Genomic DNA, 23,255 nt, shown 5'->3' with positions numbered 1-23,255 from the left:
ACGTAGTGGATCTTGTTAAAGATCCCAGCATCGTCACGTAGTGGATCTTGTTAAAGATCCCAGCATCGTCACGTAGTGGATCTTGTTAAAGATCCCAGCATCGTCACGTAGTGGATCTTGTCAAAGATCCCAGCATCCTGACGGCTGGCATACGGGGGGGATCTTTAACAAGATCCACTACGGGTGATTCCAAATTTATGAACAGTGCGAGCAAACCGAATTTTGTACACCGATTTGTTCATTCTGCTCAATGCATCCCATCGAGTTTGACGAAATAACCCTAACAATCCGATCAATCAAACGCTTCTCTCCTTCGAACAGGTCTTTTTATGTCGAAAACATCTGCAAAATCAGAAAATTCTCGTTCCGCTTGGCTTTCCAGCGCAGTTCACTCGCTTGCCGGGGCAGCTGTCCTGATCAGCGTTGGCTGTGCTTCGACAACCACCTCCAATACATCGCGAACCGGGACGGAACAGCTTCTGATTTCGGCGGCCATCGATCGAGCTTTCTCGAATGTCCAGTTCGAAGACTTGGCTGGCTACAGCGTATTCATTGATGAAAAATACCTTGACTCGGTCGATAAAGGCTACCTGGTAAGCTCACTACGACAGAAAGTACTCGGCTCAGGCGGGAAATTGGTTCCCGCCCTCGATCAGGCCGATGTCGTTTTGGAACCACGTAGTGGCGGTGTTGGAACGGACTCACAAGAAAGCTTCGTGGGTATTCCAGCGATTGGTATTCCAGGACTTCCCATCGAACTGCCTGAAATCAAGGTTGCATCGCGGGCAACTCAAATGGGGACCGCCAAAATTGGGCTGACGTGCTACGACGCGAAAACTGGAATGTCACTCGGCGGCGGTGGCGAAGCGACCGCATTGACGCATAACAACGATACTTACGTCTTCGGCGTCGGCCCTTTCCGGTCCGGTTCGGTTTTGGATCAGCGATCACGGGCGGTCGGTTTCAACGGAGTTGGCGGTAGCTTTATGTCGACGGGGACAAACGTTGCCAAGGCTGCACCAGTCAAAATGATTGATCAGGCAACTGCACCACTGCCTTCCACCCCCGCCACTCAGATCGCCGAGTTGCCGTCCGGCAACCGGATAACGAAATAGGGAACAAAATCTGGCGTGTGCTTCCCGTTTGCGATTTTCTACATCAAAGCTGGAAGTTTACGCCACGCACCCACGCAGGAAGCCTACGCCACGGGTCACTTGGCGAATCACTGCTAGAGTCGTTAGAATCCTCCCTTCGGATTCCGACCCAAATAACGCGAGTGATTGATCCCGTGAACGTATCTGAGTTTTTAGAGAGAAATTTCAAACATTTCAATGCTCGCGAAGTGCTGAGTGCGGCCAAGAGTTATCGGCAATTCGTTTCTGCCGAGGGCAATGGGAAAATGATGGTCACGCTCGCTGGTGCGATGAGTACCGGGGAATTGGGGATTTCGCTAGCGGAAATGATCCGTCGGGATAAGGTTCACGCCATCACCTGTACGGCGGCAAATTTAGAAGAAGACGTCTTTAACCTCGTCGCTCATGACGAGTATCGGATCATCGAAGATTGGCGGGCGCTCTCGGTCGCAGACGAGGTGGCACTCCGCGATCAAGGCTTCAACCGCGTGACCGACACGTGTATCCCTGAAACCGTGATGCGGCATATCGAGAGTAAACTGCTGGTGCTATGGCAAAAGGCGGCGGAAGAACAGGCGATGCGAATGCCTGCCGATTTCATGTTTGACCTGCTCGATGATGACGACTTGGTCCAGCACTACCAAATTCCTCGAGAAAACAGTTGGCTCGCTGCCGCCAAAGATGCGGGCATTCCCGTCATTGTCCCTGGCTTCGAAGACTCGACACTTGGCAACATCTTTGCCGCTCGCGTGTACGAAGGAAAAGTGGCCAACCACCAAGCAATCTGTTCGGGCACGATGCAGATGGAACGGCTCATCCACTGGTACAAGGATACCTCGCCAAATAATCCGATCGGGTTCTTTCAAGTAGGCGGTGGGATTGCTGGCGATTTCCCGATTTGTGTCGTCCCCTTGATGATGCAAGACCTAAAACTCGACATCCCGCTGTGGGCATACTTCTGTCAAATTAGTGACGCGGTCACTAGCTTCGGTGGCTATAGTGGTGCGGTGCCGAACGAGAAAATCACATGGTGCAAACTTGAACCAGAAGCTCCCAAATTTATGATCCAAAGTGATGCCTCGATCGTCGCTCCGTTGATCTTTGCTTACGTTATGGAAATGTAATTCAATATGTTCGTTCGCTTGCGTCAGCTTACGTGGTTTTCGAAATCGTCGCTTCTTGTTTGGATCATCGGCGTGATGGCCGTAGGCGGTCCGCCATGGACGATCGCTGAGGCGCAGCGATCAGAATTGCAACCCCCGCCGGAAGCGACGCTGCCTACGGAAAATCGCAGTGCCTCCGAATCGCCTGCCTCCGAATCGCCAGCACCCGAAACAAATGGCCCCGAAACGATTGGTGCTGATCGTTCTGCCGACGCTGCGATCACGCTCGAAGATATCAAGAAAGGCTCCGCCCAAGTCGAAGGCAACTCGGATTTGGATGATGCATTGAAGGCCTCACTTCAAGAAATCTATCGCCAAGCCGAACAGAATATCCAGGCGGCGGAGACCAGCAAACAGAACCAAGCTAAGTTTGTTGCGATGGCGGACGACGTTAGCGGACAAACCCAAGCGGTCAAAGACAAACTCAACAAGCCTCAAAAATCATCCACTCTCGAGGTTGACGGAGAAACGTCGATTGAGGTGATCAAACAGCAGTTAGCTGCCAAGAAAGTGGAATTAGCGTCGGCTGTACAAGCGGATGGCGAATGGTCAGCCGAACGGACACGCCGACAAAAACGAATCGCTGAAATCCCCGTTGAGCAATTGGCGGTCGATCAAAAATTGGAACAGGTCAAGGAGCAACTCTCGCGATCTGCACCAGCCAACGAAACGCCACTTCAAACGGAAACGCGAATCAGCCTACTTCGTTCACAACTTCAATCGCTGGAAGCAAGAAAACAAGAGTTGGTGGCCGAGCAAGGGGCCTACGCCGCGACCACCGATCTTTTGCCACTCCAAATTCAATTGGCAAATCAGAAAACCAATCAGCTGAAGGAAACGACCAAGAAGCTCGAAGCGATATTAGTGGAGCGTCAGGAAAGCAAAGCTGCGAATACGATCGATGATTTAACCGCCAAACTTTCCAATACCCCCGGGCCGCTATTGCCGCTAGCAGAACGGAATATTGAAATCGCCCGCCAAAATCAAATTTTGGTCAGCAAGCTATCCGAAGCTACGAAGCTGCTTGCGGACGCTCAAGAAAGCTTTGTGGAAGTCAAAGCTGCAAAGACAACGTCGCAGGAACGCCTCGGGACGGTTGGCTTAACCGATGCGCTCGGAATCATCTTAAGAGAGAAACGGGCTGAATTCGAAGAGTTGCGAACGAAATTTCGCCCCTTGCCCGACTTGCGAGAAAAAACTCAGCAGTACCAGATCAATGCGTTCGAACTGGAAGACGACCTAGCCCATGTTCGAGAGCAGATCGAATCTTTACAAGTCGACGATGGCGAAGGCTCCAACCCGAATCAGGAAGAAATCGAATTATGGGACCAGCGTCGAGAACTGCTTATCGACACGCTCGATACTCAGAATACGCTATTGCAGATCATGCTAAACGCGGATACCCAGCGGCGGCAGTTGCGAATGGTCATCGACGATTACATCGAGTTTGTCGATCAAAACTTGTTCTGGATTCGTAGCGCACCGGCGTTCTCTGTCATGGAGATCGGACGACTTGTTCCTGCGTCCGCTTGGCTGCTGAACCCCTCGCATTGGTCTTCGGTATGGCGACATCTGATCGCTGGTGCGAAACACCAACCGATTTCATCGATCCTTGCGCTGCTGATGACCCTCGGTTTGATCGGCTATCGTTCAAGACTAAAGCAGGGGATTTTGGAGACCGGGGCGGAGGCGTCGACCTTCCATGCGACGTTCTTGGCAACCGCTAAATCGTTAGGGTACAGTATCGCTTTGGCCTTTCAATGGCCCATTGTATTCGCATTCATTGGATGGTTGTTGCTGATCTCAAACGGCACGGATCCGCTGATTCGCGGCCTCGGAATGGGTTTTGTCGTCACGGCAATCTATGTGGCATCGCGTGAATTGATCAAGGATGTTTGCCGCGACAATGGATTAGCGGACAGCCATTTTGGTTGGGACAAAGCGATCCGCTCCTTGCTAAGATTGCACTTGCGATGGTATACGGCAGTCGGTGGTATTTTGATTTTTCTTATGATCGTCTACCACGAATGTCCTGATGTCCAATGGCGAATTAGCGTGACTCGTATCACTTCGGTTTTTTTGTTTGGGGTGACTGCGCTGTTCCATCATTGTATCCTTTCGCCGAAGAGTCCGATCTATGTGCAGGCTCGCCGCGAACATCCTGATTCGGTCTCTTATCGATGGCGTCGAGTGATATGGCTTGTTGCGACCGGCTTGCCAATCGTGTTTGCCCTCTTTGCGTTATCGGGATACTTAGAAACCGCATTCTCGCTCGGTCGGCTATTGCAGACATCGGTGTTGATGTTGGTGCTACTACTTCTGCTGACCGCCTTAACGTTTCGTGCCTTGAGTTTGCATTACCGCGATGTGGCCCGCAGCCAAGCCATTGAGCGACGGGAAAAGAGGTTAGCAGCGACACCGAATGCCGCTGGCGAAGGATTGGCCAGTGACATCGGGATTGAGCTCGAGGAAGAAGAGGCCGCTGATTTGCCGACTCTTGATCGAAATACGCGGCAATTGATCTACGTTACCTCTGCGGCCATCACTTTGTTCTCCCTGGCCTACGTTTGGAGCGATGTCCTACCGGCAATCAATATTTTAGACCGGGCGGTCTTTTTTGAAGTCAGTACAGGGGAACGAGTTGAAGAGATTTCGCTGCGAACGCTTGTGTATGTGATTGTCACGATCGTCGGTGCCATGTTTGCCGCCAAGAATTTGCCGAGTTTTTTGGAACTGTTGATCCTTTCGCGTACCTCGCTCGATAGCGGGGCTCGTTATGCAATGACAACGATTTTTCGATACATCGTTATCACAATCGCGACCATTGCGGTGCTCAATCTGCTTTGGATTCCCTGGACCCAGCTTGGTTGGCTGCTCGCTGCGGCATCGGTCGGCTTGGGCTTTGGAATGCAAGAGATCGTCGCCAACTTCGTGTGCGGCTTGATTCTATTGGTCGAACGCCCTGTACGAGTTGGCGACATCGTTACGATCGATGACACCACTGGCGTTGTCTCGCGAATTCAAATGCGGGCTACGACGGTCACGAATTGGGACCGCAAAGAGTTTATCGTTCCCAATAAAACGCTCATCACCGACAAACTACTCAATTGGTCGCTAACCAACGTCGTCAACCGCGTGACAATCAATATTGGTGTCGACTATGAAAGCGATACGAGACAAGTGCAAGCAATCCTGATTCGGATTACCGACGAGCACCCCGATGTCATGGACGACCCTGCCCCCGTTATCAATTTTGATTCCTTTGGCGACAGTTCGTTAAACTTTGTCGTTCGGTTCTACCTAGCAAACCTGGATCGTCGCGTGATGGTCACCCATGAAATCAACAATATGATTCTTAACGAGTTCAGAGCGGCAGGCATCTCGATTCCGTTCCCACAGCGTGACGTTCACATGAAGTAGGTCAAACGAAACCTTATTCGCTGCGGGAACTTCGAAACCTTTTCGATATTCACGACTCAACATCCCATCGGCTTCGGTTTGGCATTGGCGACCATATTTGGCTGCCGTTGCAACCAAGGCCTGTCCCTCGTGTATGTTGTGGCAAATCGGCTTTTCGATGTATACGTCTTTCCCAGCCTGCATCGCCCAAATTCCCATCAAGGCGTGCCAATGGTTGGGCGTAGCCGAGCTGACGATATCGATGCCCTTCATCTCTAACGCATCACGGATGTCTTTGAAAAACTCCGGCCGAACGCCTTGTTTGTCGGCGATTTCAGTAACCCTTTTTTGGCCTACCTCCTCATCCGGATCAACGATCGCACGAATCTCGGTTCGTGGATCATGGAGAAATCCACGAATGTGTTCGGCTCCACGACTGTTGACGCCCACGACACAGACACCAAGTTTTCGTTCGGACCAATCGATTCGCCATGAGCCAAGGTGGAATTAGCCCGGATGATTCATGGGCTTGCAAATTGTTTTGCTAACGTCTACGCCTTCAAGCGTTTACGTTCATTGCTCGAAAAACAGTCTGCGTATCATCCGGGCTAGGCGCTCAATACTTCGGTAGGGGTGCTCTTACAAAATCTTAGAAGAGCGATTTGATTTCGCCGGGACGAGCCCGGCGGAAATCAAACCCGCGATGAATGACAAGAACACCATTCGGTGTCTTGGCGAGACACCGCTAGGTTACTCTTCGTCGGTTTGCGTGAACGTGAAACCGGTTCGCTCATCGATAGACTCGAAGAAGCCAGTTATGATTTGATTGGCCGAACCACCACCAGAGAACATCGCCATGATTCGGTCACGAGGGTTCTTGAATTGCGCCTTGAGTGCTTCGATGTCAGGCTGGAAGGCGGTTGGTTCGACCACGAAGACGACTCGCTCGGGTTGATTGAGCGCGACCCCGGTCTTGCCAATCTCGGTATTGAAGACCGTCTTCATGAAGGCTTCCCCCACCGAATCGAGTTCAGGCACGTTGCCGATCGATGCTCCTTGAAAACCAAATGAATCCATCCAACTAAAGGGTCCTAGATCCGTTAAAACCTGGTCCTGTTTGTCTTCCGGCAGCACATCAATCAAACTCTTGCCTTCGGCATTTGCATCGTTTGAGATCTTCTCAGCGGCCGCTACGGCCAACTTGCGTGCTTCTCGCAATCGAATGAATGCAATCACCTCTTCACGAACCTCTTCCAACTTGGGCGTGTAGGCTTCCGTCTCGTTGATCTTCCAAGAAACAAAGATCTTTCCGCCTTGATCGTCTACGGTGCGAAGTGGCGAGTAGAGCTCTTGCATCGGAATTTGCTGTCCCGTTCGTGTGACGCCACCGAACATGATCGTTGCGAAAGAGGGCCCTCGTTGCATTTCCATTTCCTGAGAACCAACGTCGAGCGAGTTCGAGATCGGATGTTCCGCAATCGAGATCGTGTTGTAAGGGCCAATCTTTTCGTAGCGAAAGCCAAGTTCTTCGCCGATCGCTTTCAGGTCGAGCGGCTCAGGCGCGTCGCCAGCTTGACCGATCGATGCGTTGCTGTCGTAGATCGCTTTTTCGTTGAAATAACGACGCATCTTTGAATCCAGTTCCATGACAGACGTTTCCATTCGCTTCAATGCCTTCGGGACCGCTAATGAGTTCGCGATCTGATCTCGGACGTCTTCAAAGGATTCGGTTTTTGGCTGTTCCGTTTCCGTTTCAGCTGCATCTTCCGTTTCCGTTACGTCTTCCGTTTCGGCTGTGTCGTCTGTTTCGGCTACAACTTCCGTTTCGGCTGTGTCCATTTCAGCTTCTGTGTCCGTTTCAGCTTCTAATTCGTCAGCCCCGGCTTCAGGTTGGTCTGTATTGGGCTGTTCCGCTTCGGCTTCCTCCGCTGGATTATCCGTCGCTTCTTCGTCCTGCATTGCAACCAAACGAACGCCATTGGAGGAGCTAAACCGATCCATTCTCGATTGGTCTTCCTCGGCTGGTTCTTCAACAGCCGGTTCTTCCACAGCTGATTCTTCCACAGCTGGTTCTTCCACAGCTGATTCTTCAACAGCGGGTTCTTCCACAACGGGTTCTTCCACAGCGGGTTCTTCCACAGATGATTCTTCCATTGCGGGTTCTTCCACAGCGGGTTCTTCAACAACGGATTCTTCAACAGATGATTCTTCCATTACTGGTTCTTCCACAACGGATTCTTCCACAACGGATTCTTCAACAGATGATTCTTCCACAGCTGATTCTTCAACAGATGGGTCTTCCGTTGCGGGTTCTTCCGTTGCGGGTTCTTCCGTTTCCAAGTCATCGGACATGGCAGCATCGGCTGCAGCCTCCGCTTCAGGCAATTGGAAATCGCCGCCCTTCAGACGCCGCTCGTATTCAGCACGCAATTCCTCTTCGGAAAACTTTGCTGCTTCCTCATCAATGAATTCTTGGATATCAGCAGCGAGATATTCGAACTCAGCAGAATACCGACGATGGAAGCCTGGTTCAGGCGATTGTTCGCTCGAATCGCGATCTTTGCCCTCGTCGTAAACCTTTTTGATCTCGGACTCCGTTGGAGAGTCGTCGGTTTCATCCAAGTAGTCACGTACCAAGATTGGGTAGACGTTGACGGTCGCTTCTTGGTTGAGTTTCAGAAAACTCTGCCATTGTTCGGCAGGCGTCATGATCGGCATTTGTCCCATCGCAACGGTGGCAAAGCCGGCTCGTTGGTACAAATCGGCCAACAAATGGGTTCGCAATTGCTCGTACAAATGGATTCGCCCCATGCGGTTTTGCGTGCTTTCCATCAAGTAGGCATCGATTTCACCGTCGCTCAACATGCCGTCGGTGAAGGAGGCCAACCAAGATCCGATTGCCGCATCGTCGAGTTCGAGTCCTGCCTTTTTAGCTTCGGCTGCAAACTGCAGCGTGCGAACGGACAAGCGGTCGTCGGGCGTTTCACTAATGCCAAGCGAAGTGACTTGTTTGTTTTCGGCGTCGTAGCGAAATCCGGGGGTCTTCGGCATCCCGCCGCGGCGAATCGTCTCTTCGGCCAATTCACGTAGAAAGCGAACGGTCGATCCATGATTGCGGGTCAGGTACGCGACTCGCGATTCGGAGAACGACTTTCCGTCAAACGTTGCCACCATGACTTGGTCACCGGCACCTTGATTTCGCTGCAAATAGGTCTGCAGCGCGGGCAGAACCACAAAGGAGAACATCGCCAGACCGATCAAGACCACCATCAGCGGCTTCAGATTTCGGCGAAAAATTTCAAACGGACTGTTATTCATGACCAATTCTTTCTCGTGTCGGTGCGGAGAAGCCGTTTTTCGTGCATTCCGCGTGAATGTCTAGCAAAATGTTTTTTTTGATTTTTTCTTCAAAATGACGTGTTTTCGTGACTCAAATAGGCGCTGTTGTCACATCAGTGATCTTGACAACTTGCCCAACTCGACCAACTCTCTGGTTCAGAACCAGTGAAGATCCAGGATTTTGTAATTCGTTTGCGATTCGTTTCCAAGAAGATAGAGAGCGTATCGCCCGCTAAATTCCAGGGTCAAGGCTAGATTCCCTTAAAAAATGTTCACTCTGTCAATAAGTCACCCATCAACCCGCATCAATTCTGAATGGCTAAAAGCACGAGCAAGAGCTTGGTGATTGTCGAATCACCCGCAAAAGCACGCACTATCTCGAAGTATCTGGGCAAAGACTACCAAGTCGAAGCGAGTATCGGCCACATCCGTGATTTGCCGGGAGGCGCCAAAGAGGTCCCCGAAAAATACAAAAAAGAACCGTGGGCCTACCTGGGCGTCAACACGGATAACGACTTCGAGCCTATTTATATCGTGCCAGCCGATAAGAAAAAACAGGTCAACAAATTAAAAGAAGCCCTCAAGGGTGCCGACCAACTCTATCTGGCGACCGATGAAGACCGCGAAGGAGAAGCGATCAGTTGGCATTTGCAGGAGATTCTTAAGCCCAAAGTGCCAGTCCATCGGCTCGTTTTTCACGAAATCACCAAGGAAGCGATCGAGCACGCGATCCAAACCCCTCGCCAAATCGACGCGGGGCTCGTCGACGCCCAAGAAACACGGCGGATTTTGGACCGGCTCTACGGATACGACGTCTCCCAATTGCTTTGGAAAAAAGTCGGTCGTGGGCTAAGTGCCGGACGAGTTCAAAGCGTTGCGGTTCGCTTGATCGTTGAACGTGAACGCGAGCGGATCGCGTTCCACGATGCCACATACTGGGACTTGGAAGCCGCGTTCGCAACCGTCCGTGGCGAATCGTTCACCGCCACTCTGACCTCGGTCGAAGGCCGAAAAATCCCCTCGGGCAAAGATTTCGATTCGACCAATGGGAAATTAAAAAATCCAGATTTGCTGCAAATGGATCAGACGGCCGCGAGCGAGCTGGCCGAACGCCTTCGTGGAGCCGATTTCAAAGTCACAAACGTCGAAGTCAAACCGTTTACCGAACGACCCAAAGCACCGTTTACGACCAGTACGCTGCAGCAAGAAGCGAACCGAAAACTCGGCTTCACCGCGCGCCGTGCGATGCAGGCAGCCCAGCGACTCTACGAGAACGGTTACATCACTTACATGCGTACCGACTCGACCACGCTCAGTAACGAGGCGATCGGTGCGGCACGTGAATTGGTCAAGAGCGAGTATGGTGACTCGTTCTTGCACCCGACCGTCCGCGTGTACGCTGGAAAAGTCAAAAACGCTCAGGAGGCTCACGAGGCGATCCGGCCGGCTGGAACCCCTTTCAAAGTCCCGCAAGCGGTTCGCGGGGAACTCGATAGCGACCAATACCGCTTGTTCGAACTGATCTGGAAACGAACCGTCGCTTGCCAAATGGCAGACGCCAAGAAACAACGAATTGCGGTTACCATCGAAGGTGGCGGAGCGGTGTTTACAGCATCGGGAACCAGTATTCTGTTCGAAGGCTTCTTGCGTGCCTATGTCGAGGGCAGCGATGATCCCGAAGCCGAATTGGCGAACAAAGAACGATTGCTTCCGGCGATGAACGAGAACGATTCGCTAAAGGTCGACCAGCTTGATCCCAAGAGTCATACGACACAGCCACCCGCACGCTATAGCGAGGCGGCGCTCACCCGGACTCTTGAAGAAAAAGGGATCGGACGCCCCAGTACATTTGCCTCGATTATTGACACGATCCAAAAGCGGGACTACGTCTACAAAAAAGGAACGGCGCTGGTCCCGAGCTGGACCGCTTTTAGCGTTATTCGTCTACTGGAAACGCACTTTGGACCGCTCGTCGATTACGAGTTCACTGCCCAAATGGAAGACTTCCTCGATACGATTAGCCGCAAAGAAGCGGAGCGACTCGAATACCTGCAACGCTTCTATTTCGGTGACGGTAGCGACGCTAAGCTCGAACATGTGGCCGGCAGCCCGATCGGCTTGAAACCACGCCTCGAAAGCAAGGTCGAAGAGATTGATCCACGGACGACGGCGAAGTTTTCGCTCGGCACACCCACCGAAGGCGAGCATCGCGAAGAGGTGTTTGTACGCGTCGGAAAGTATGGCCCATTTATCGAACAAGGCGAGCGACGCGGTTCGATCCCCGATGGCTTAGCCCCCGACGAAATGAACATGGAAAAGGCACTCGAATTGATCGAGCAAAGCCAAGTCGAAGACGAACCAATCGGCATCCACCCCGAAACACAAAAGCCGATCTACGTCAAAGTCGGACGCTTCGGACCCTATATCCAACTCGGCGAAAATGACGACGAGGAAAAACGAAATCAATCGCTGTTGCAAGGCATGGAAGTCGCCGATTTGACGCTGGAAATGGCCTGTAAGTTGTTGGAGCTACCACGCACGTTGGGTGTGAATCCGGAGAACAACGAGCCCGTACAAGCGTTCGATGGCCGCTATGGACCCTACGTGAAATGCGAAAAGGAAACGCGCTCCTTACCCGCCGGAGTATCGCCACTCGAAGTCACCTTTGACGAAGCGATCGCACTGCTGAAGCAACCGAAAACAAGAGGTCGCCGCGGAGCACCGAAAGAGCCGCTGCGGATGTTCGAAAAGCCGTCTCCAATCACCGAACAAGAGGTCAAAATCTTGGACGGACGCTTCGGGCCGTATGTCACCGATGGCGAAACAAATGCGTCGTTGCGCAAAGGAATGGAACCGAAAGAGATGACGTTCGAAGCGGCACTCGACCTGCTAGCCGAACGAGCTGCGAAGGGGCCAACCAAGAAAAAGAAGAAAAAGAAGGCAGCGAAAAAGAAGACGGCAAAGAAAGCGACGAAAAAGAAAGCGGCCAAGAAAAAAACCACCAAAAAGAAAGGCGTTGTAAAAAAAGGGACAGTCAAAAAAGGGTAGTCTTGTAGACGGTCTTCAAGAAGTCGCTCGTCCACAAGAACACGGATCGACTAGGCCAGAGGCCGATACATGAACGACCGGGGCCGTCAGGGCCCCGGAAGCTTGCATTAGCGATCTTCAAGCCCAGAGGGCGACACATTCAATCTTCCCTACTCCCAAAGATACTGCGGATCAAACTCGACTTCATGATCCTGCAACATCTTGAGAAACTCCTCTTTGTAGGTCCGCTTTCGATGATGCTCCAATTGGCGATCAATGTAACCGATGACATCAGCGGCCTTTGAGGGACTTACCGTGAACGCACCATACCCGTCCTGCCAACGAAACTTCAAAATCGCATCGCGACTTTCGTTGATATGTTTACTGGTGTTGGCTTTCAGCCTACCGACAAAATCGGCAACGGCAATTTTGGCTGGGATACGTACCAATAAATGTGCATGATCGAAGTAACCACCGATCCGCAAAGCGTGTCCCTCCAAGTTCGTACAGACGCCTGCCATGTAGGTCCATACATGATCACGAAAAAGATTGTCTTGCAACAGCAGCCGGCGTTCTTTCGTGCTGAAGACGATGTGATAGAGAAGCTGTTGATGTGAAGCCATAACGGAGTCCCTTGGGGAATGATGTGTCGGCCTCCGGCCTTGGGGGTACGCGTACGCGAGCTTGAGTCCGGTGGTTTACACCACCGGCAAGGATGTGTCGGCCTCTGGCCTTAGGGGTATGGGAGCTTGAGTCCGGTGGTTTACACCACCGGCAAGGATGTGTCGGCCTCCGGCCTTGGGGGGGTATGGGAGTTTGAGTCGGTGGTTTACACCACTGGCAACGATGTGTCGGCCTCCGGCCTTGGGGGTATGGGAGCTTGAGTCCGGTGGTTTACACCACCGGCAAGGATGTGTCGGCCTCCGGCCTTGGGGATACGGGAGTTTGAGTCCGGTGGTTTACACCACCGGCAACGATGTGTCGGCCTCTGGCCTTGGTGACCTGGGTGTTCTACTTGGTGGCCTGCCCTCTATGCGGGCGGAAGCGATATGTCAGCTCCATGGCCAAGTTCTTATCGATTTGTTCGAGAGTCGTTGTTGTTTCAGCCCAGAGGGCGACACATAAACTGCCGGGGTCGTCAGGCCCCGGAAACTTGCTAGTTTTTTTCCCTAGCCCAGAGGGCGACACATTTCCATCTTCAATTCTACCAGAGATCGTGCGGAACCCACTGACATCTTGATCGCGGAGAAGCTGTTGAGGCGAAGCCATAACGGAGTTCATTGGGTAATATGTGTCGGCCTCTGGCCTTGGAGGTATGGGAGCTTGAGTCCGGTGGTTTACACCACCGGCAAAAATGTGTCGGCCTCTGGCCTTAGGGGTATTGGGACCTTGAGTCCGGTGGTTTACACCACCGGCAAGGATGTGTCGGCCTCTGGCCTTAGGGGTATGGGAGCTTGAGTCCGGTGGTTTACACCACCGGCAAAAATGTGTCGGCCTCTGGCCTTAGGGGGTATTGGGAGCTTGAGTCCGGTGGTTTACACCACCGGCAAGGATGTGTCGGCCTCCGGCCTTGGGGGTATGGGAGCTTGAGTCCGGTGGTTTACACCACCGGCAAGGATGTGTCGGCCTCTGGCCTTGGGGGTACGGGAGTTTGAGTCCGGTGGTTTACACCACCGACAAGGATGTGTCGGCCTCCGGCCTTGGGGGGTATTGGGAGCTTGAGTCCGGTGGTTTACACCACCGGCAAGGATGTGTCGGCCTCCGGCCTTAGGGCATGGGAGTTTGAGTCGGTGGTTTACACCACCGGCAACGATGTGTCGGCCTCCGGCCTTGGGGGTACGGGAGTTTGAGTCCGGTGGTTTACACCACCGGCAAGGATGTGTCGGCCTCTGGCCTTGGTGACCTGGGTGTTCTACTTGGTGGCCTGCCCTCTATGCGGGCGGAAGCGATATGTCAGCTCCATGGCCAAGTTCTTATCGATTTGTTCGAGAGTCGTTGTTGTTTCAGCCCAGAGGGCGACACATAAACTGCCGGGGTCGTCAGGCCCCGGAAACTTGCTAGTTTTTTTCCCTAGCCCAGAGGGCGACACATTTCCATCTTCAATTCTACAAGAGATCGTGCGGAACCCACTGACATCTTGATCGCGACGAAGCTGTTGATGCGAAGCCATAACGGAGTTCATTGGGAAATATGTGTCGGCCTCCGGCCTTGGGGGGTATTGGGACCTTGAGTCCGGTGGTTTACACCACCGGCAAGGATGTGTCGGCCTCTGGCCTTGGGGGTATGGGAGCTTGAGTCCGGTGGTTTACACCACCGGCAAGGATGTGTCGGCCTCCGGCCTTGGGGGTATGGGAGCTTGAGTCCGGTGGTTTACACCACCGGCAAGGATGTGTCGGCCTCTGGCCTTGGGGGGTATGGGAGCTTGAGTCCGGTGGTTTACACCACCGGCAAGGATGTGTCGGCCTCCGGCCTTGGGGGTACGGGAGTTTGAGTCCGGTGGTTTACACCACCGGCAACGATGTGTCGGCCTCTGGCCTTGGGGGTATGGGAGCTTGAGTCCGGTGGTTTACACCACCGGCAAGGATGTGTCGGCCTCTGGCCTTGGGGGGGGTATTGGGGGCTTGAGTCCGGTGGCTCATGCGATTGGGAGAAATGCGTCGGAAAACATAATCCTGCTTTAGAATTTGCAGATCCCGAGACCCAGCCAACAAAAAAAAGGCGTTCTCCGAAATCGAAGAACGCCCTCTGGGTCATGAAGCATTGTCAAGCAAACTTGTTTGCAGGTTTGAATCGCTTAGAGCTCTTCGCCTTGCAAAACATACTCTGGCCAAGGCACATCGCTGCTCTTACCGCGAGGTGTCAAAAGCGCTTGGTAAACTCGGTAATCGATCGAATCCGCGATAAACCGCGATCCTCCATCCGCCATCGAAACGTTCACGCCATCAACGTGTGCCGAGGACGGACGAGCCAAGTCGGCAGCGTTTGCTGCACTCATCGTAAGAGTGAACCGATCATTCGTGCCGTCTCCACCATTGATCCGGTGCAGGGGAAAATCATTGATATCGCCTGGCACATAGCCCTCGTGATTCCAGGAGATACTGGCGGCAGGGTCAATGTCTTCGTAGTGCCAAACCATACCTTGACCGTATGGAGCATTAGCAAGGGTGTTCAAGGCAGCTGTTGCAGTCGGATCTTGAAGCGTTGCCGACTCACTGAATCCGACGCGATTCCAGGGAAGCGCTTGAACGTTTTCTGAGAACAACAAGGTATTGCCAAATCCATCCTTGAAGTCGTCAAGACGAACCGCAGGTCCCGCCGGACGATCGGTCCGGGGGAACTTATTATTGAAAGCTCCATTCGCCCGTTTTTGAGAATCCAAAAACGAAACGCCGGTACCGGGACCGGAAACCGGGGCGGCCAACGCACCGACCATACCATTGTTTGCGATATAGCTGTTCTTAGCGAACGCACCTACCGAAACGGGGTTACTACCACATTGCATAATTGCCAAGTTCGGCGTGGACAGTTGATGATATCCATTGTCTCCGCCATTTGGGGTTGTGCCGTTTTCAAGGAGTGGATACCGATCTTCGGTCCAGCGTTCGTAGGTCGGCTGGGCATCAAGCCATGGCAACAGTGCAACGACCCAAGTGCCTAGCTTTGTGTGAGCTGGCACGAGCGAATTGTCTGGATCCGCAGGGTCCAACGCCCCAGTTCCGCCTGCGTAGTTCCCAAAACTTTGGATGTACCCAGGCAATTCCTTTTTCGTGTTTTCGTACTGGATGGCTGCCACAGCCAAGTTTTTTAGCTGGGTATTGCATTGGTTTCGACGCGCGGTTTCTCGCGCCGCATTAATCGCAGGCAGCAATAGCCCCATCAAGATGCCAATGATGGTAATGACCACCAATAGCTCGACGAGAGTAAAACCGATATTTTGACGCTTCATGACACACTCCGAGAGAAAAGATGTTTGTAAGGTGCTCGACTAGATCATTATCACCATGATAGCGATGTCTTGCAAACCCGTTCATTACAAAACCATAGGAAACACTCGTTTTTTTGAGTGTTTCCGCCTCTTTATTACGCGTGATCCATCCAACTTTCCCGCCAGGCGTTTTTCTTTTCGGACCGAGCGGGACCTTTTGCAGCCGTTTATTTCCTATTACCTCGATTAGCATTGCAGCGAAGCCACCTTAAGTAAGGATCTGGTTTTCTATCGCCGCGCAACTATCCTATTGGTTTGCAGAGAAACGATCCGCCTGTTTTTCGCAACCCAAAGCGTAAGCGGGGGGGGAGAGTTGCCTCGCTTAAGCATCGGGTTTTGATTCATTCGGGCTACAAGCAATCCTGGGCTAAAGACCGGATGGCAACCGAACCGCTAGCCCCGAGGGCGACACATTGTGATCAAGTGTCGGCCTCCGGCCTGCGGCGGCTTAATCGGCTTAATCGCCTTTGATCCGGTGGCTCACGCCACCGGCAAGGATATGTCGGCCTCCGGCCTGAAACAATGCTGCTATTTCAGCAGTCTCTACCGGGGCTTGTTTTGCGAATGGGTGCCTATAGGCTACCGCGCCTCCAACTCCCAACCCCCAACTCCCAACTCCCAACTCCCAACTCCCAACTCCCAACTCCCAACTCCCAACTCCCAACTCCCAACTCCCAACTCCCGTTGATCTACCTCGACTATAACCGCACGACGCCGCTTGCTCCTTCGGTCCTTGAAGCGATGCAGCCTTTTTGGATGACCCATTTCATGCTGCCAGGCCAAGAGCATGCTCAAGCACAAGCGGTGGGTGAGTCGCTCGAGCAGGCTCGCGAGTCGGTTGCAACCATGGTTGGTTGTGAATCGTTCGAAATCGTATTTACGGATGGGGGGACCGAGGCGAATAACCTGGCGGTCTTCGGCCAACTGGCATCCCCCCAGCAAAAAGGGGTTGGGCTAGGGCATGTTCTGATCAGTAGCCTCGAGCACGATTCGGTCATCGCCGCGGCTCGCCAAGCCGAATCGATGGGTTACGAGATCGAAACGTTTCCCTGTGAGGTCGATGGTGTCGTCGATCCGGAGCGTGTCAAGTCGATGTTGCGTGACAACACCCGCTTGGTATGCCTGCAATTGGCCAATCCTGTTCTGGGGACGCTCCAACCGGTACGGGAGGTCGCGGACATCTGCCACAATCGTGGGGTGCGTGTTCACTGCGACGCGAGCCAGGTGTTTGGGAAACTTCCCGTCGAGGTGACGCGTCTGCGGGTCGATACGATGTCGGTGAGCGGGCACAAGTTCTATGGCCCCAAAGGCAGTGGAGCGATCTACGTCCGCCGCGGCCTGCGACTGTCCCCGATACGCTTCGGGGAACCGCGTGAAATGGGACTGCGTGCGGGAGCCGAGAACGTTCCCGGGTGCATCGGTTTGGGAGCTGCCGCCAACTTGGCAAGTCGCTGTTCGAGCGAGGTCGCCGACAACTTTTATGAGCAGACCGCTCTCTTTCTCAATGGGCTAAATTCGTCCCTAAGGAAAGAGTGCGTTTTGCTTGCCGAAGACTCGGTGAGGATCGCCAACACACTCGCGATTGAGATGCCGTGTGAAGCATCGCGAATCCAAAAAGCGGCTCGCCAACTTGTCTTCGCCACCGCTCAATCGATCGAGCCGGCTGACGAGATGACTCGGTCGTTACAAGCGATCGGATGTAGCGAGGCGCAGATCCGCCGAACCATCCGTATCTCACTCGGCTGGACCACCAGTCGAGACGAGGTCCAGCGGGCAGCCAGCTTGTTAGCCGAAGCTTGCGACGGCATCTTGCCCTGACTGTCGCTCTGCGCTCCGACCGGAAAGCGTCCGCCGATTCGATTGGCTTGGCCTAGCTTTCGGGAAGGACATTTCGCTCCCAGGCACGAGTCCTCTACATGGGTGCGCTAGCAATCTCGTTGATCCATTGGGCCGCCCGACTGCATTGCTGGCGTAGTGGATCTTGTTAAAGATCCATCACGTCAGGGATCTTTGACAAGATCCACTACATCAGGGAACTTTGACAAGATCCACTACATCAGGGAACTTTGACAAGATCCACTACGTCAGGGAACTTTGACAAGATCCACTACATCAGGGATCTTTGACAAGATCCACTACATCAGGGATCTTTGACAAGATCCACTACCAAGATGCTACGCCTAAAGTCTGGACTCCCGCATTTTCTAGCTTGACGAACCCTTGACCTCCGCCCCGAAACTCTGGTTCGAGCGACTCCGTCGCGACACCCCCTCTAGTGGCAATTTCCTGACCATCGCCCCTCTGCCTTGCTTTTCGCGGTTCACCGAAAGCCCTGGCTCGCAATCAAGCCTTGATGCCAAATAGATTGCTTTCATTTTTCGCAAATCTTTTCCTTTTCGTTTTGCACTGCGTTTTGCTTGTCTTTTGAAGGGATAGCCGAATGCCTGCCAGAACAAGCCCGAGGTGGACACTTGGTGAATGCACACTGATCGGGTGCGCAATTTTTACGCACACGCCGACTGCCCGCTCTCTGTCAGCCCTGCTTAAAGACTGCGCAGCCCGCTAGCAATTGCTCTAAGTTGTTTTGCAAGCAACGTTTCCGATTTTCGGTTTGACGGCGGGTGAGGATGGCCGCAAACAACCGCCCACGGTGCTTTCGATGGCACCTTTCCACCGAGAAAAGGAATCTCTTTTGATGATGAATTCGACCCCTTCTACCCATGCTGCTGCAAACTCCCACGACGTCTCGAATCCGTCGAGCAAGCAATCTGCATCCGTAGAAAACCTCCGCTATGCTAGCGACCCCGCCCCCGATGAAGTTGGCAGCATTGCCCCCCGCTTAGGAATCGCTCCTGCGGAGGATCGTGCGATCCCTGTCGAGCGTCGAGGTCGTGAGGTATTGCGGTTGGCCGAAGAGGCGTTCGCCAAGACCGGCAGTTGGGTGGTTTTCTATCGCGAGATGTTAGGTGTGGATGGCGTCGTCCGCCGACTATTTCCTGATACCGATTCGCTTCGCGAATTCGAGATGAGCGAAGAGTTCATGGAGCTACAAGAGATGGTGGCGGCAGTCCGTGGTCAAGATCCCTCGAAGAGCGATTCGGCAGAACCAGAGCGAATGATTACGATCCGGCTGCCGATGAGTTTGCATGAGGTTTTGAAAGCAGAGTCGGACGAGACCGATTTGAGCATCAACAAGCTTTGTATCAGCAAGCTGATTCAACCGATTGCGAGTCGTTTCGTGCCGCTGCAACAAGGCCGCCGGCGCGGTCGTCGACCTGGTCCACAAGGCCCTCGCAAGCAGGTCGTCACGACCCAAACCACAGCAGAGTAAGGGCGAGTATCACGCCGTTGGTTTCCATCTCGTTGACGAGTTACTTGAACGTGGCCTAACGCTTTGTCACCGCTTGATTTTTGGCTTGGCAAAAGGGTGGCTGGGGCATCTGGCCCCCGTAACCTGCGGCTGGAAGCCACAGCCACGAAAGGTTCTTCAACCTCATTCTTCGTTGTGACGACTCCCAGGCTAGAAGCCTGGGCCACATCCCGCCAGGAACAAATCAGCCATGCCGCAATCGGTTTCAACATTTAGCCTCGGGTCGATGATCCGGTCGGGGCTGCGTTTTCGCCTCCCCATCTCACTGGCGGTCGGTTTGGGCGTTGCTACGGCGACGGCGGTGATCGTCGGTGCGCTTCTGGTAGGCGATTCGATGCGCGGCAGTTTGCGGGAGTTGACGCTCGAGCGACTTGGAAAAACCGATTTCATGCTCGCGCCGGGGTCGTTTTTTGAACTTGATGACCTGCTAAGCCGTCGACCCGACGCGGCCGCATTGGCGTTCTTTCCTACCGGCGTGGCCGAGTATTCTCCCGACCCCGATACGGTCCATCGGGCTGGCAACGTCCAACTTATCGGCTGTGACGAACGGTTTTGGGAGCTTGGAAACGGTTCGAATCTGCCAGCGGCGTTTCCTGATGAGGAGGGCGTGGTACTAAACCAGTCGGCGGCTTCGGAACTAGGGGTTCGCCAAGGCGATTTGGTGACGATCCGATTGCCAGTCGAGGGGGCGGTGCCAGCCGACAGTCCGCTGGGACGGCGCGAACTCGAAAGCGAAGGCTTGCCCCGGATGAGCGTGCTCGACATCATTCCCGATCGAGGACTCGGTCGGTTTTCGGTCACCCCCAGTCAAGTGGCACCGATGAACGTCTATCTTAGCCGGAGTACCGTATGCGACGTCCTCGATCGCAGCGGGCAAGCCAACATGGTGCTGTTTCCCACTCCCGTCGAGTTGTCCGACTTGAATCTAAAGCTGAGCACGCTGGGGCTGAAGCTAAAACGGAATCGCCAAGCGGCGATAACCGAAGCAACAGCGGACGACGCCGACCCGAATACGGAGTTTGTGTTTGACTACTACTCACTGACTTCCGAACAATTGCTGCTCCCTGAAGCGGTCGTCGAAAAGGTCACCAGCGGACTCGATAATGGCCGGGTGACCGTTTCAAACACGTATTTGGCCAACGCGATCGAGCGGCTTGATGAGTCGGGACGCGTCCTTCAAACGGTGCCGTATAGCATCATTACAGCGATCGATTCCTCGTCCACGCTGCCGCTCGACTACCAGCCCCCGTCGGAGTCGCCCCCGTCGGAGTCGCTCGTTCCTGTCGTGCTGAACGACTGGACGGCAAGACGACTGGAAGCAAAAGTCGGCACACGGCTACGTTTCTCCTATTACGAACCTGAAGTTGAAAAGGGTGTGGAGGTTGAACGCACCTTCTCGGCGGTCGTTACCGATATCGTACCGATCACCGAACCGGCGCGCCCCTACCGGCGGAACCGTGAAGCGGTTTTCGATAAATCACCCACCGTCTACAACGATCCTGGATTGACACCCACGGTTCCTGGTGTCACGGACCAAGATTCGATCAACGATTGGGACCTGCCGTTCCAGCTTGTGCGCAAGATCACACCGGATGACGACGCATATTGGAACCATTACCGCTTGACGCCCAAGGCGTTCTTGCCCCTTGCCGATGGGCAACGTTTGTTCGGCAGCCGGTTTGGCAAGGCGACGGGGCTTCGCATTGAGAGGCTCGAGGGGGAAAGCGAAGCAGAGCTCAGCAAATTGATTCTCGAGGCTGTACGACCATCGCTTGCGGAATTGGGATGGATCGTGCGTCCGATCCGCAGCGAACAACTCGCTGCGTCAAAAGGAACGACTCCCTTCGACGCATTGTTCTTGTCACTCAGTTTCTTTGTCATCTTATCGGCGATCATGTTGATTGCCATGCTGTTTCGTCTCGGATTGACCTCCAGACTTCGCGAGCTGGGAACGTTGTTGGCGATTGGTTGGAATCCGTCGCGAGTCGGGCGGCTCGTGCTTGGCGAGGGCGGTATCGTCGCCGCGTTTGGTGTCATCGTCGGTATTTTTGGAGGGATTGGCTATGCAATGTTTGTTTTGTGGAGCCTGCGTTCATGGTGGGTCGGTGCGGTCACCGTACCGTTTTTGACGTTTCATTGGACAGCCACCAGTATTCTGGTGGGAGGACTCGTGAGTTGGGGCGTTTCGTTCGTAACGATTTGGTTTACCGTGCGATCCATCGTCCGAGTTGATGCCCAGCGATTGTTAGCAGGACGAGACGACGAGTCTGGATCAGACAAGAAAAATCGCAAGGGGGGTCAATCGGGCCAACTTTCCAAGTTCAATCTTATCGCGATCGGTTTGTCCATCACCGCATGCGCCGCTGCGGCGATGGGTGCGGTCAAGGGAGGCCAGGCAGCAGCAGGCGGGTTTGTCGGAGGCGGGATGATGCTTCTGATTGCCGCAATGACTGTCGTCTACGGCTGGCTCAGTCGACCGCGCCGAATCGGGGCTGCAAACAAGAAAAGCCCGAGCAAACAATCGTTTTCGCTCTCTTCATTGGCTGCCCGTAACGCGTCGCGGCATCCACTGCGCAGCACGCTGACGATTGGCTTGATGGCGACGGCGGCGTTTTTGATTATCGCTATGAATGCATTTCAACTACAGCCGACGGAAAAGGGGACGGGGGGATTTGATTTAATCGCCCAGACGGCTCAGCCAATCTATCGTGATTTGGCAAACCGGCAAATTCAAACCGAGTTACTCGGAACCGATGGGGAGTTGCTTTCTTCGGCAATCGTTTGCCCACTTCGGCTGCGTCTTGGGCAAGACGCTAGCTGCAATAACTTGTATCAAGCGACGGCCCCGACGGTGGTCGGGATTCCTGAATCCTTCTCGCAAACCATGATCGAGCATCCGGACCGATTGCCTGATTTTGAGTGGGCCAGCTATCAATCGGACGCCAATGACCAATCGGAATGTCACTGGCAATTGCTGCAAACGACTGCAACTGGCACAGCCGACGATCCGCTTCCCGTGGTGATCGATCTGGGTACCGCGATGTGGAGTTTGCAGTTACGAGGTGGTGTCGGCGAAGTCACATCGTTCGAGTTCGAGCCAGGCAAACCGATCTATTTTCAAGTGGTAGGTTTGCTCTCCAATTCGCTACTGCAAGGCCGTTTGATGATTGGCGAACAGAACTTTGAAACCGTTTTTCCCGAGATTAGTGGTTACCGATTGTTTCTGATCGATTCGGGAGAAACGAATGCTGATCCGATCGCTTCGCTACTCGAGCGAAAACTAGGGGATGTTGGCATGGATGCATCACAGACCCGCGACGTGTTGGCTGGATTGCTGGCCGTTCAAAATACGTATTTGAGGACGTTTCAAAGTCTCGGTGCTCTGGGGTTGTTGCTCGGAACAATCGGTTTGGCAATCGCCCAATTGCGGAGCGTCCTCGACCGCCGTGGCGAGTTGGCTGTGATGCGAGCGGTCGGGTTTACACGCAGGCGGCTTGCCAACATGGTGATGCGAGAAACAGCGGTCCTACTGATGATCGGGATTGGCTGTGGTTCTCTCTGTGCAATCTTGGCGGTATTGCCATACGGGATCGTCAGCGGCATGAACCCGCCATGGGCTGGGCCACTCATCATTGTCCTCGGCATCATGTTTTTCGGAATGCTATCGGGATTGATTGCCGTACGCCAGGTCGTTCGCATGCCGCTATTAGAATCGCTGCGAGGACAATAGCACTCGTCAACATTATCGGGAAGCTAAATCCATTGCAAATTGATTCTGTCCGATCGCGGCGATCTAAGTGTGATACCCGCTCATTCTGTTCGAGAGGCAAATCGATTTT

General features: G+C 53.6%; 11 protein-coding genes. 7 read left to right on the top strand and 4 right to left on the bottom strand.

Going from position 1 to position 23,255, the window contains the following annotated elements; all coding sequences use genetic code 11:
- The first annotated feature begins 329 nt into the window (after positions 1-329).
- The 3 genes from Q31b_RS25385 (at position 330) to Q31b_RS25375 (ending at position 5,716) form a co-directional block, all read left to right on the top strand.
- Positions 330-1,115: a DUF6655 family protein gene (locus tag Q31b_RS25385; protein ID WP_146602474.1), complete on the top strand. Its 786-nt coding sequence runs from the start codon at positions 330-332 to the stop codon at positions 1,113-1,115.
- Positions 1,116-1,288: 173 nt separating this feature from the next.
- A complete protein-coding gene (locus tag Q31b_RS25380) occupies positions 1,289-2,257 on the top strand; it encodes a deoxyhypusine synthase family protein (protein ID WP_146602473.1) in 969 nt (322 codons plus the stop codon).
- A 6-nt stretch (positions 2,258-2,263) separates the two neighbouring features.
- The gene (locus Q31b_RS25375) at positions 2,264-5,716 is read left to right on the top strand and encodes a mechanosensitive ion channel domain-containing protein (RefSeq protein ID WP_146602472.1); all 3,453 of its coding nucleotides are present in this window, start codon (positions 2,264-2,266) and stop codon (positions 5,714-5,716) included.
- Here the strand turns inward: Q31b_RS25375 and Q31b_RS25370 are convergent.
- On the bottom strand, positions 5,597-6,145 hold the full coding sequence (locus Q31b_RS25370) for a Gfo/Idh/MocA family protein (protein ID WP_231617841.1): 549 nt from the start codon (positions 6,143-6,145) through the stop codon (positions 5,597-5,599). The genes Q31b_RS25375 and Q31b_RS25370 overlap by 120 nt on opposite strands.
- A 300-nt stretch (positions 6,146-6,445) precedes the next feature.
- The gene (locus Q31b_RS28690) at positions 6,446-9,013 is read right to left on the bottom strand and encodes a hypothetical protein (RefSeq protein ID WP_197172330.1); all 2,568 of its coding nucleotides are present in this window, start codon (positions 9,011-9,013) and stop codon (positions 6,446-6,448) included.
- Positions 9,014-9,349: 336 nt separating this feature from the next.
- On the opposite strand from Q31b_RS28690, the gene topA reads away from it, so the two are divergent.
- Complete coding sequence (topA, locus tag Q31b_RS25360) at positions 9,350-12,082, top strand: type I DNA topoisomerase (RefSeq protein WP_146602470.1); 2,733 nt, start codon at positions 9,350-9,352, stop codon at positions 12,080-12,082.
- Between the two features lie 149 nt (positions 12,083-12,231).
- Here the strand turns inward: topA and tnpA are convergent, their stop codons facing one another.
- Positions 12,232-12,684 carry an IS200/IS605 family transposase gene (gene tnpA, locus Q31b_RS25355; protein WP_146602469.1) on the bottom strand — a complete coding sequence of 151 codons (453 nt, stop codon included), beginning with the start codon at positions 12,682-12,684 and terminating at the stop codon, positions 12,232-12,234.
- 2,171 nt (positions 12,685-14,855) lie between these two features.
- Positions 14,856-16,007 carry a DUF1559 family PulG-like putative transporter gene (locus Q31b_RS25350; RefSeq protein ID WP_146602468.1) on the bottom strand — a complete coding sequence of 384 codons (1,152 nt, stop codon included), beginning with the start codon at positions 16,005-16,007 and terminating at the stop codon, positions 14,856-14,858.
- A gap of 723 nt (positions 16,008-16,730) precedes the next feature.
- Between Q31b_RS25350 and Q31b_RS25345 the strand changes: the two genes are divergently transcribed.
- The 3 genes from Q31b_RS25345 (at position 16,731) to Q31b_RS25335 (ending at position 23,146) form a co-directional block, all read left to right on the top strand.
- Positions 16,731-17,864 carry a cysteine desulfurase family protein gene (locus Q31b_RS25345; RefSeq protein WP_146602551.1) on the top strand — a complete coding sequence of 378 codons (1,134 nt, stop codon included), beginning with the start codon at positions 16,731-16,733 and terminating at the stop codon, positions 17,862-17,864.
- Positions 17,865-18,741: 877 nt separating this feature from the next.
- Positions 18,742-19,377, top strand: a complete 636-nt coding sequence (locus Q31b_RS25340) for a hypothetical protein (RefSeq protein WP_146602467.1) — start codon at positions 18,742-18,744, stop codon at positions 19,375-19,377.
- Positions 19,378-19,606: 229 nt separating this feature from the next.
- The gene (locus Q31b_RS25335; RefSeq protein WP_146602466.1) at positions 19,607-23,146 is read left to right on the top strand and encodes an ABC transporter permease; all 3,540 of its coding nucleotides are present in this window, start codon (positions 19,607-19,609) and stop codon (positions 23,144-23,146) included.
- The last annotated feature ends 109 nt before the right edge of the window (positions 23,147-23,255 follow it).

Source organism: Novipirellula aureliae, assembly GCF_007860185.1.
Lineage (GTDB): Bacteria > Planctomycetota > Planctomycetia > Pirellulales > Pirellulaceae > Novipirellula_A > Novipirellula_A aureliae.
This window is presented reverse-complemented; position numbering and strand designations above follow the sequence as displayed.

Coding starts and splice junctions, on each gene's coding strand:
- Q31b_RS25385 (WP_146602474.1), top strand. CDS start 330: ATGTCGAAAACATCTGCAAAATCAGAAAATTCTCGTTCCGCTTGGCTT.
- Q31b_RS25375 (WP_146602472.1), top strand. CDS start 2,264: ATGTTCGTTCGCTTGCGTCAGCTTACGTGGTTTTCGAAATCGTCGCTT.
- Q31b_RS28690 (WP_197172330.1), bottom strand. CDS start 9,013: ATGAATAACAGTCCGTTTGAAATTTTTCGCCGAAATCTGAAGCCGCTG.
- topA (WP_146602470.1), top strand. CDS start 9,350: ATGGCTAAAAGCACGAGCAAGAGCTTGGTGATTGTCGAATCACCCGCA.
- tnpA (WP_146602469.1), bottom strand. CDS start 12,684: ATGGCTTCACATCAACAGCTTCTCTATCACATCGTCTTCAGCACGAAA.
- Q31b_RS25350 (WP_146602468.1), bottom strand. CDS start 16,007: ATGAAGCGTCAAAATATCGGTTTTACTCTCGTCGAGCTATTGGTGGTC.
- Q31b_RS25340 (WP_146602467.1), top strand. CDS start 18,742: ATGATGAATTCGACCCCTTCTACCCATGCTGCTGCAAACTCCCACGAC.
- Q31b_RS25335 (WP_146602466.1), top strand. CDS start 19,607: ATGCCGCAATCGGTTTCAACATTTAGCCTCGGGTCGATGATCCGGTCG.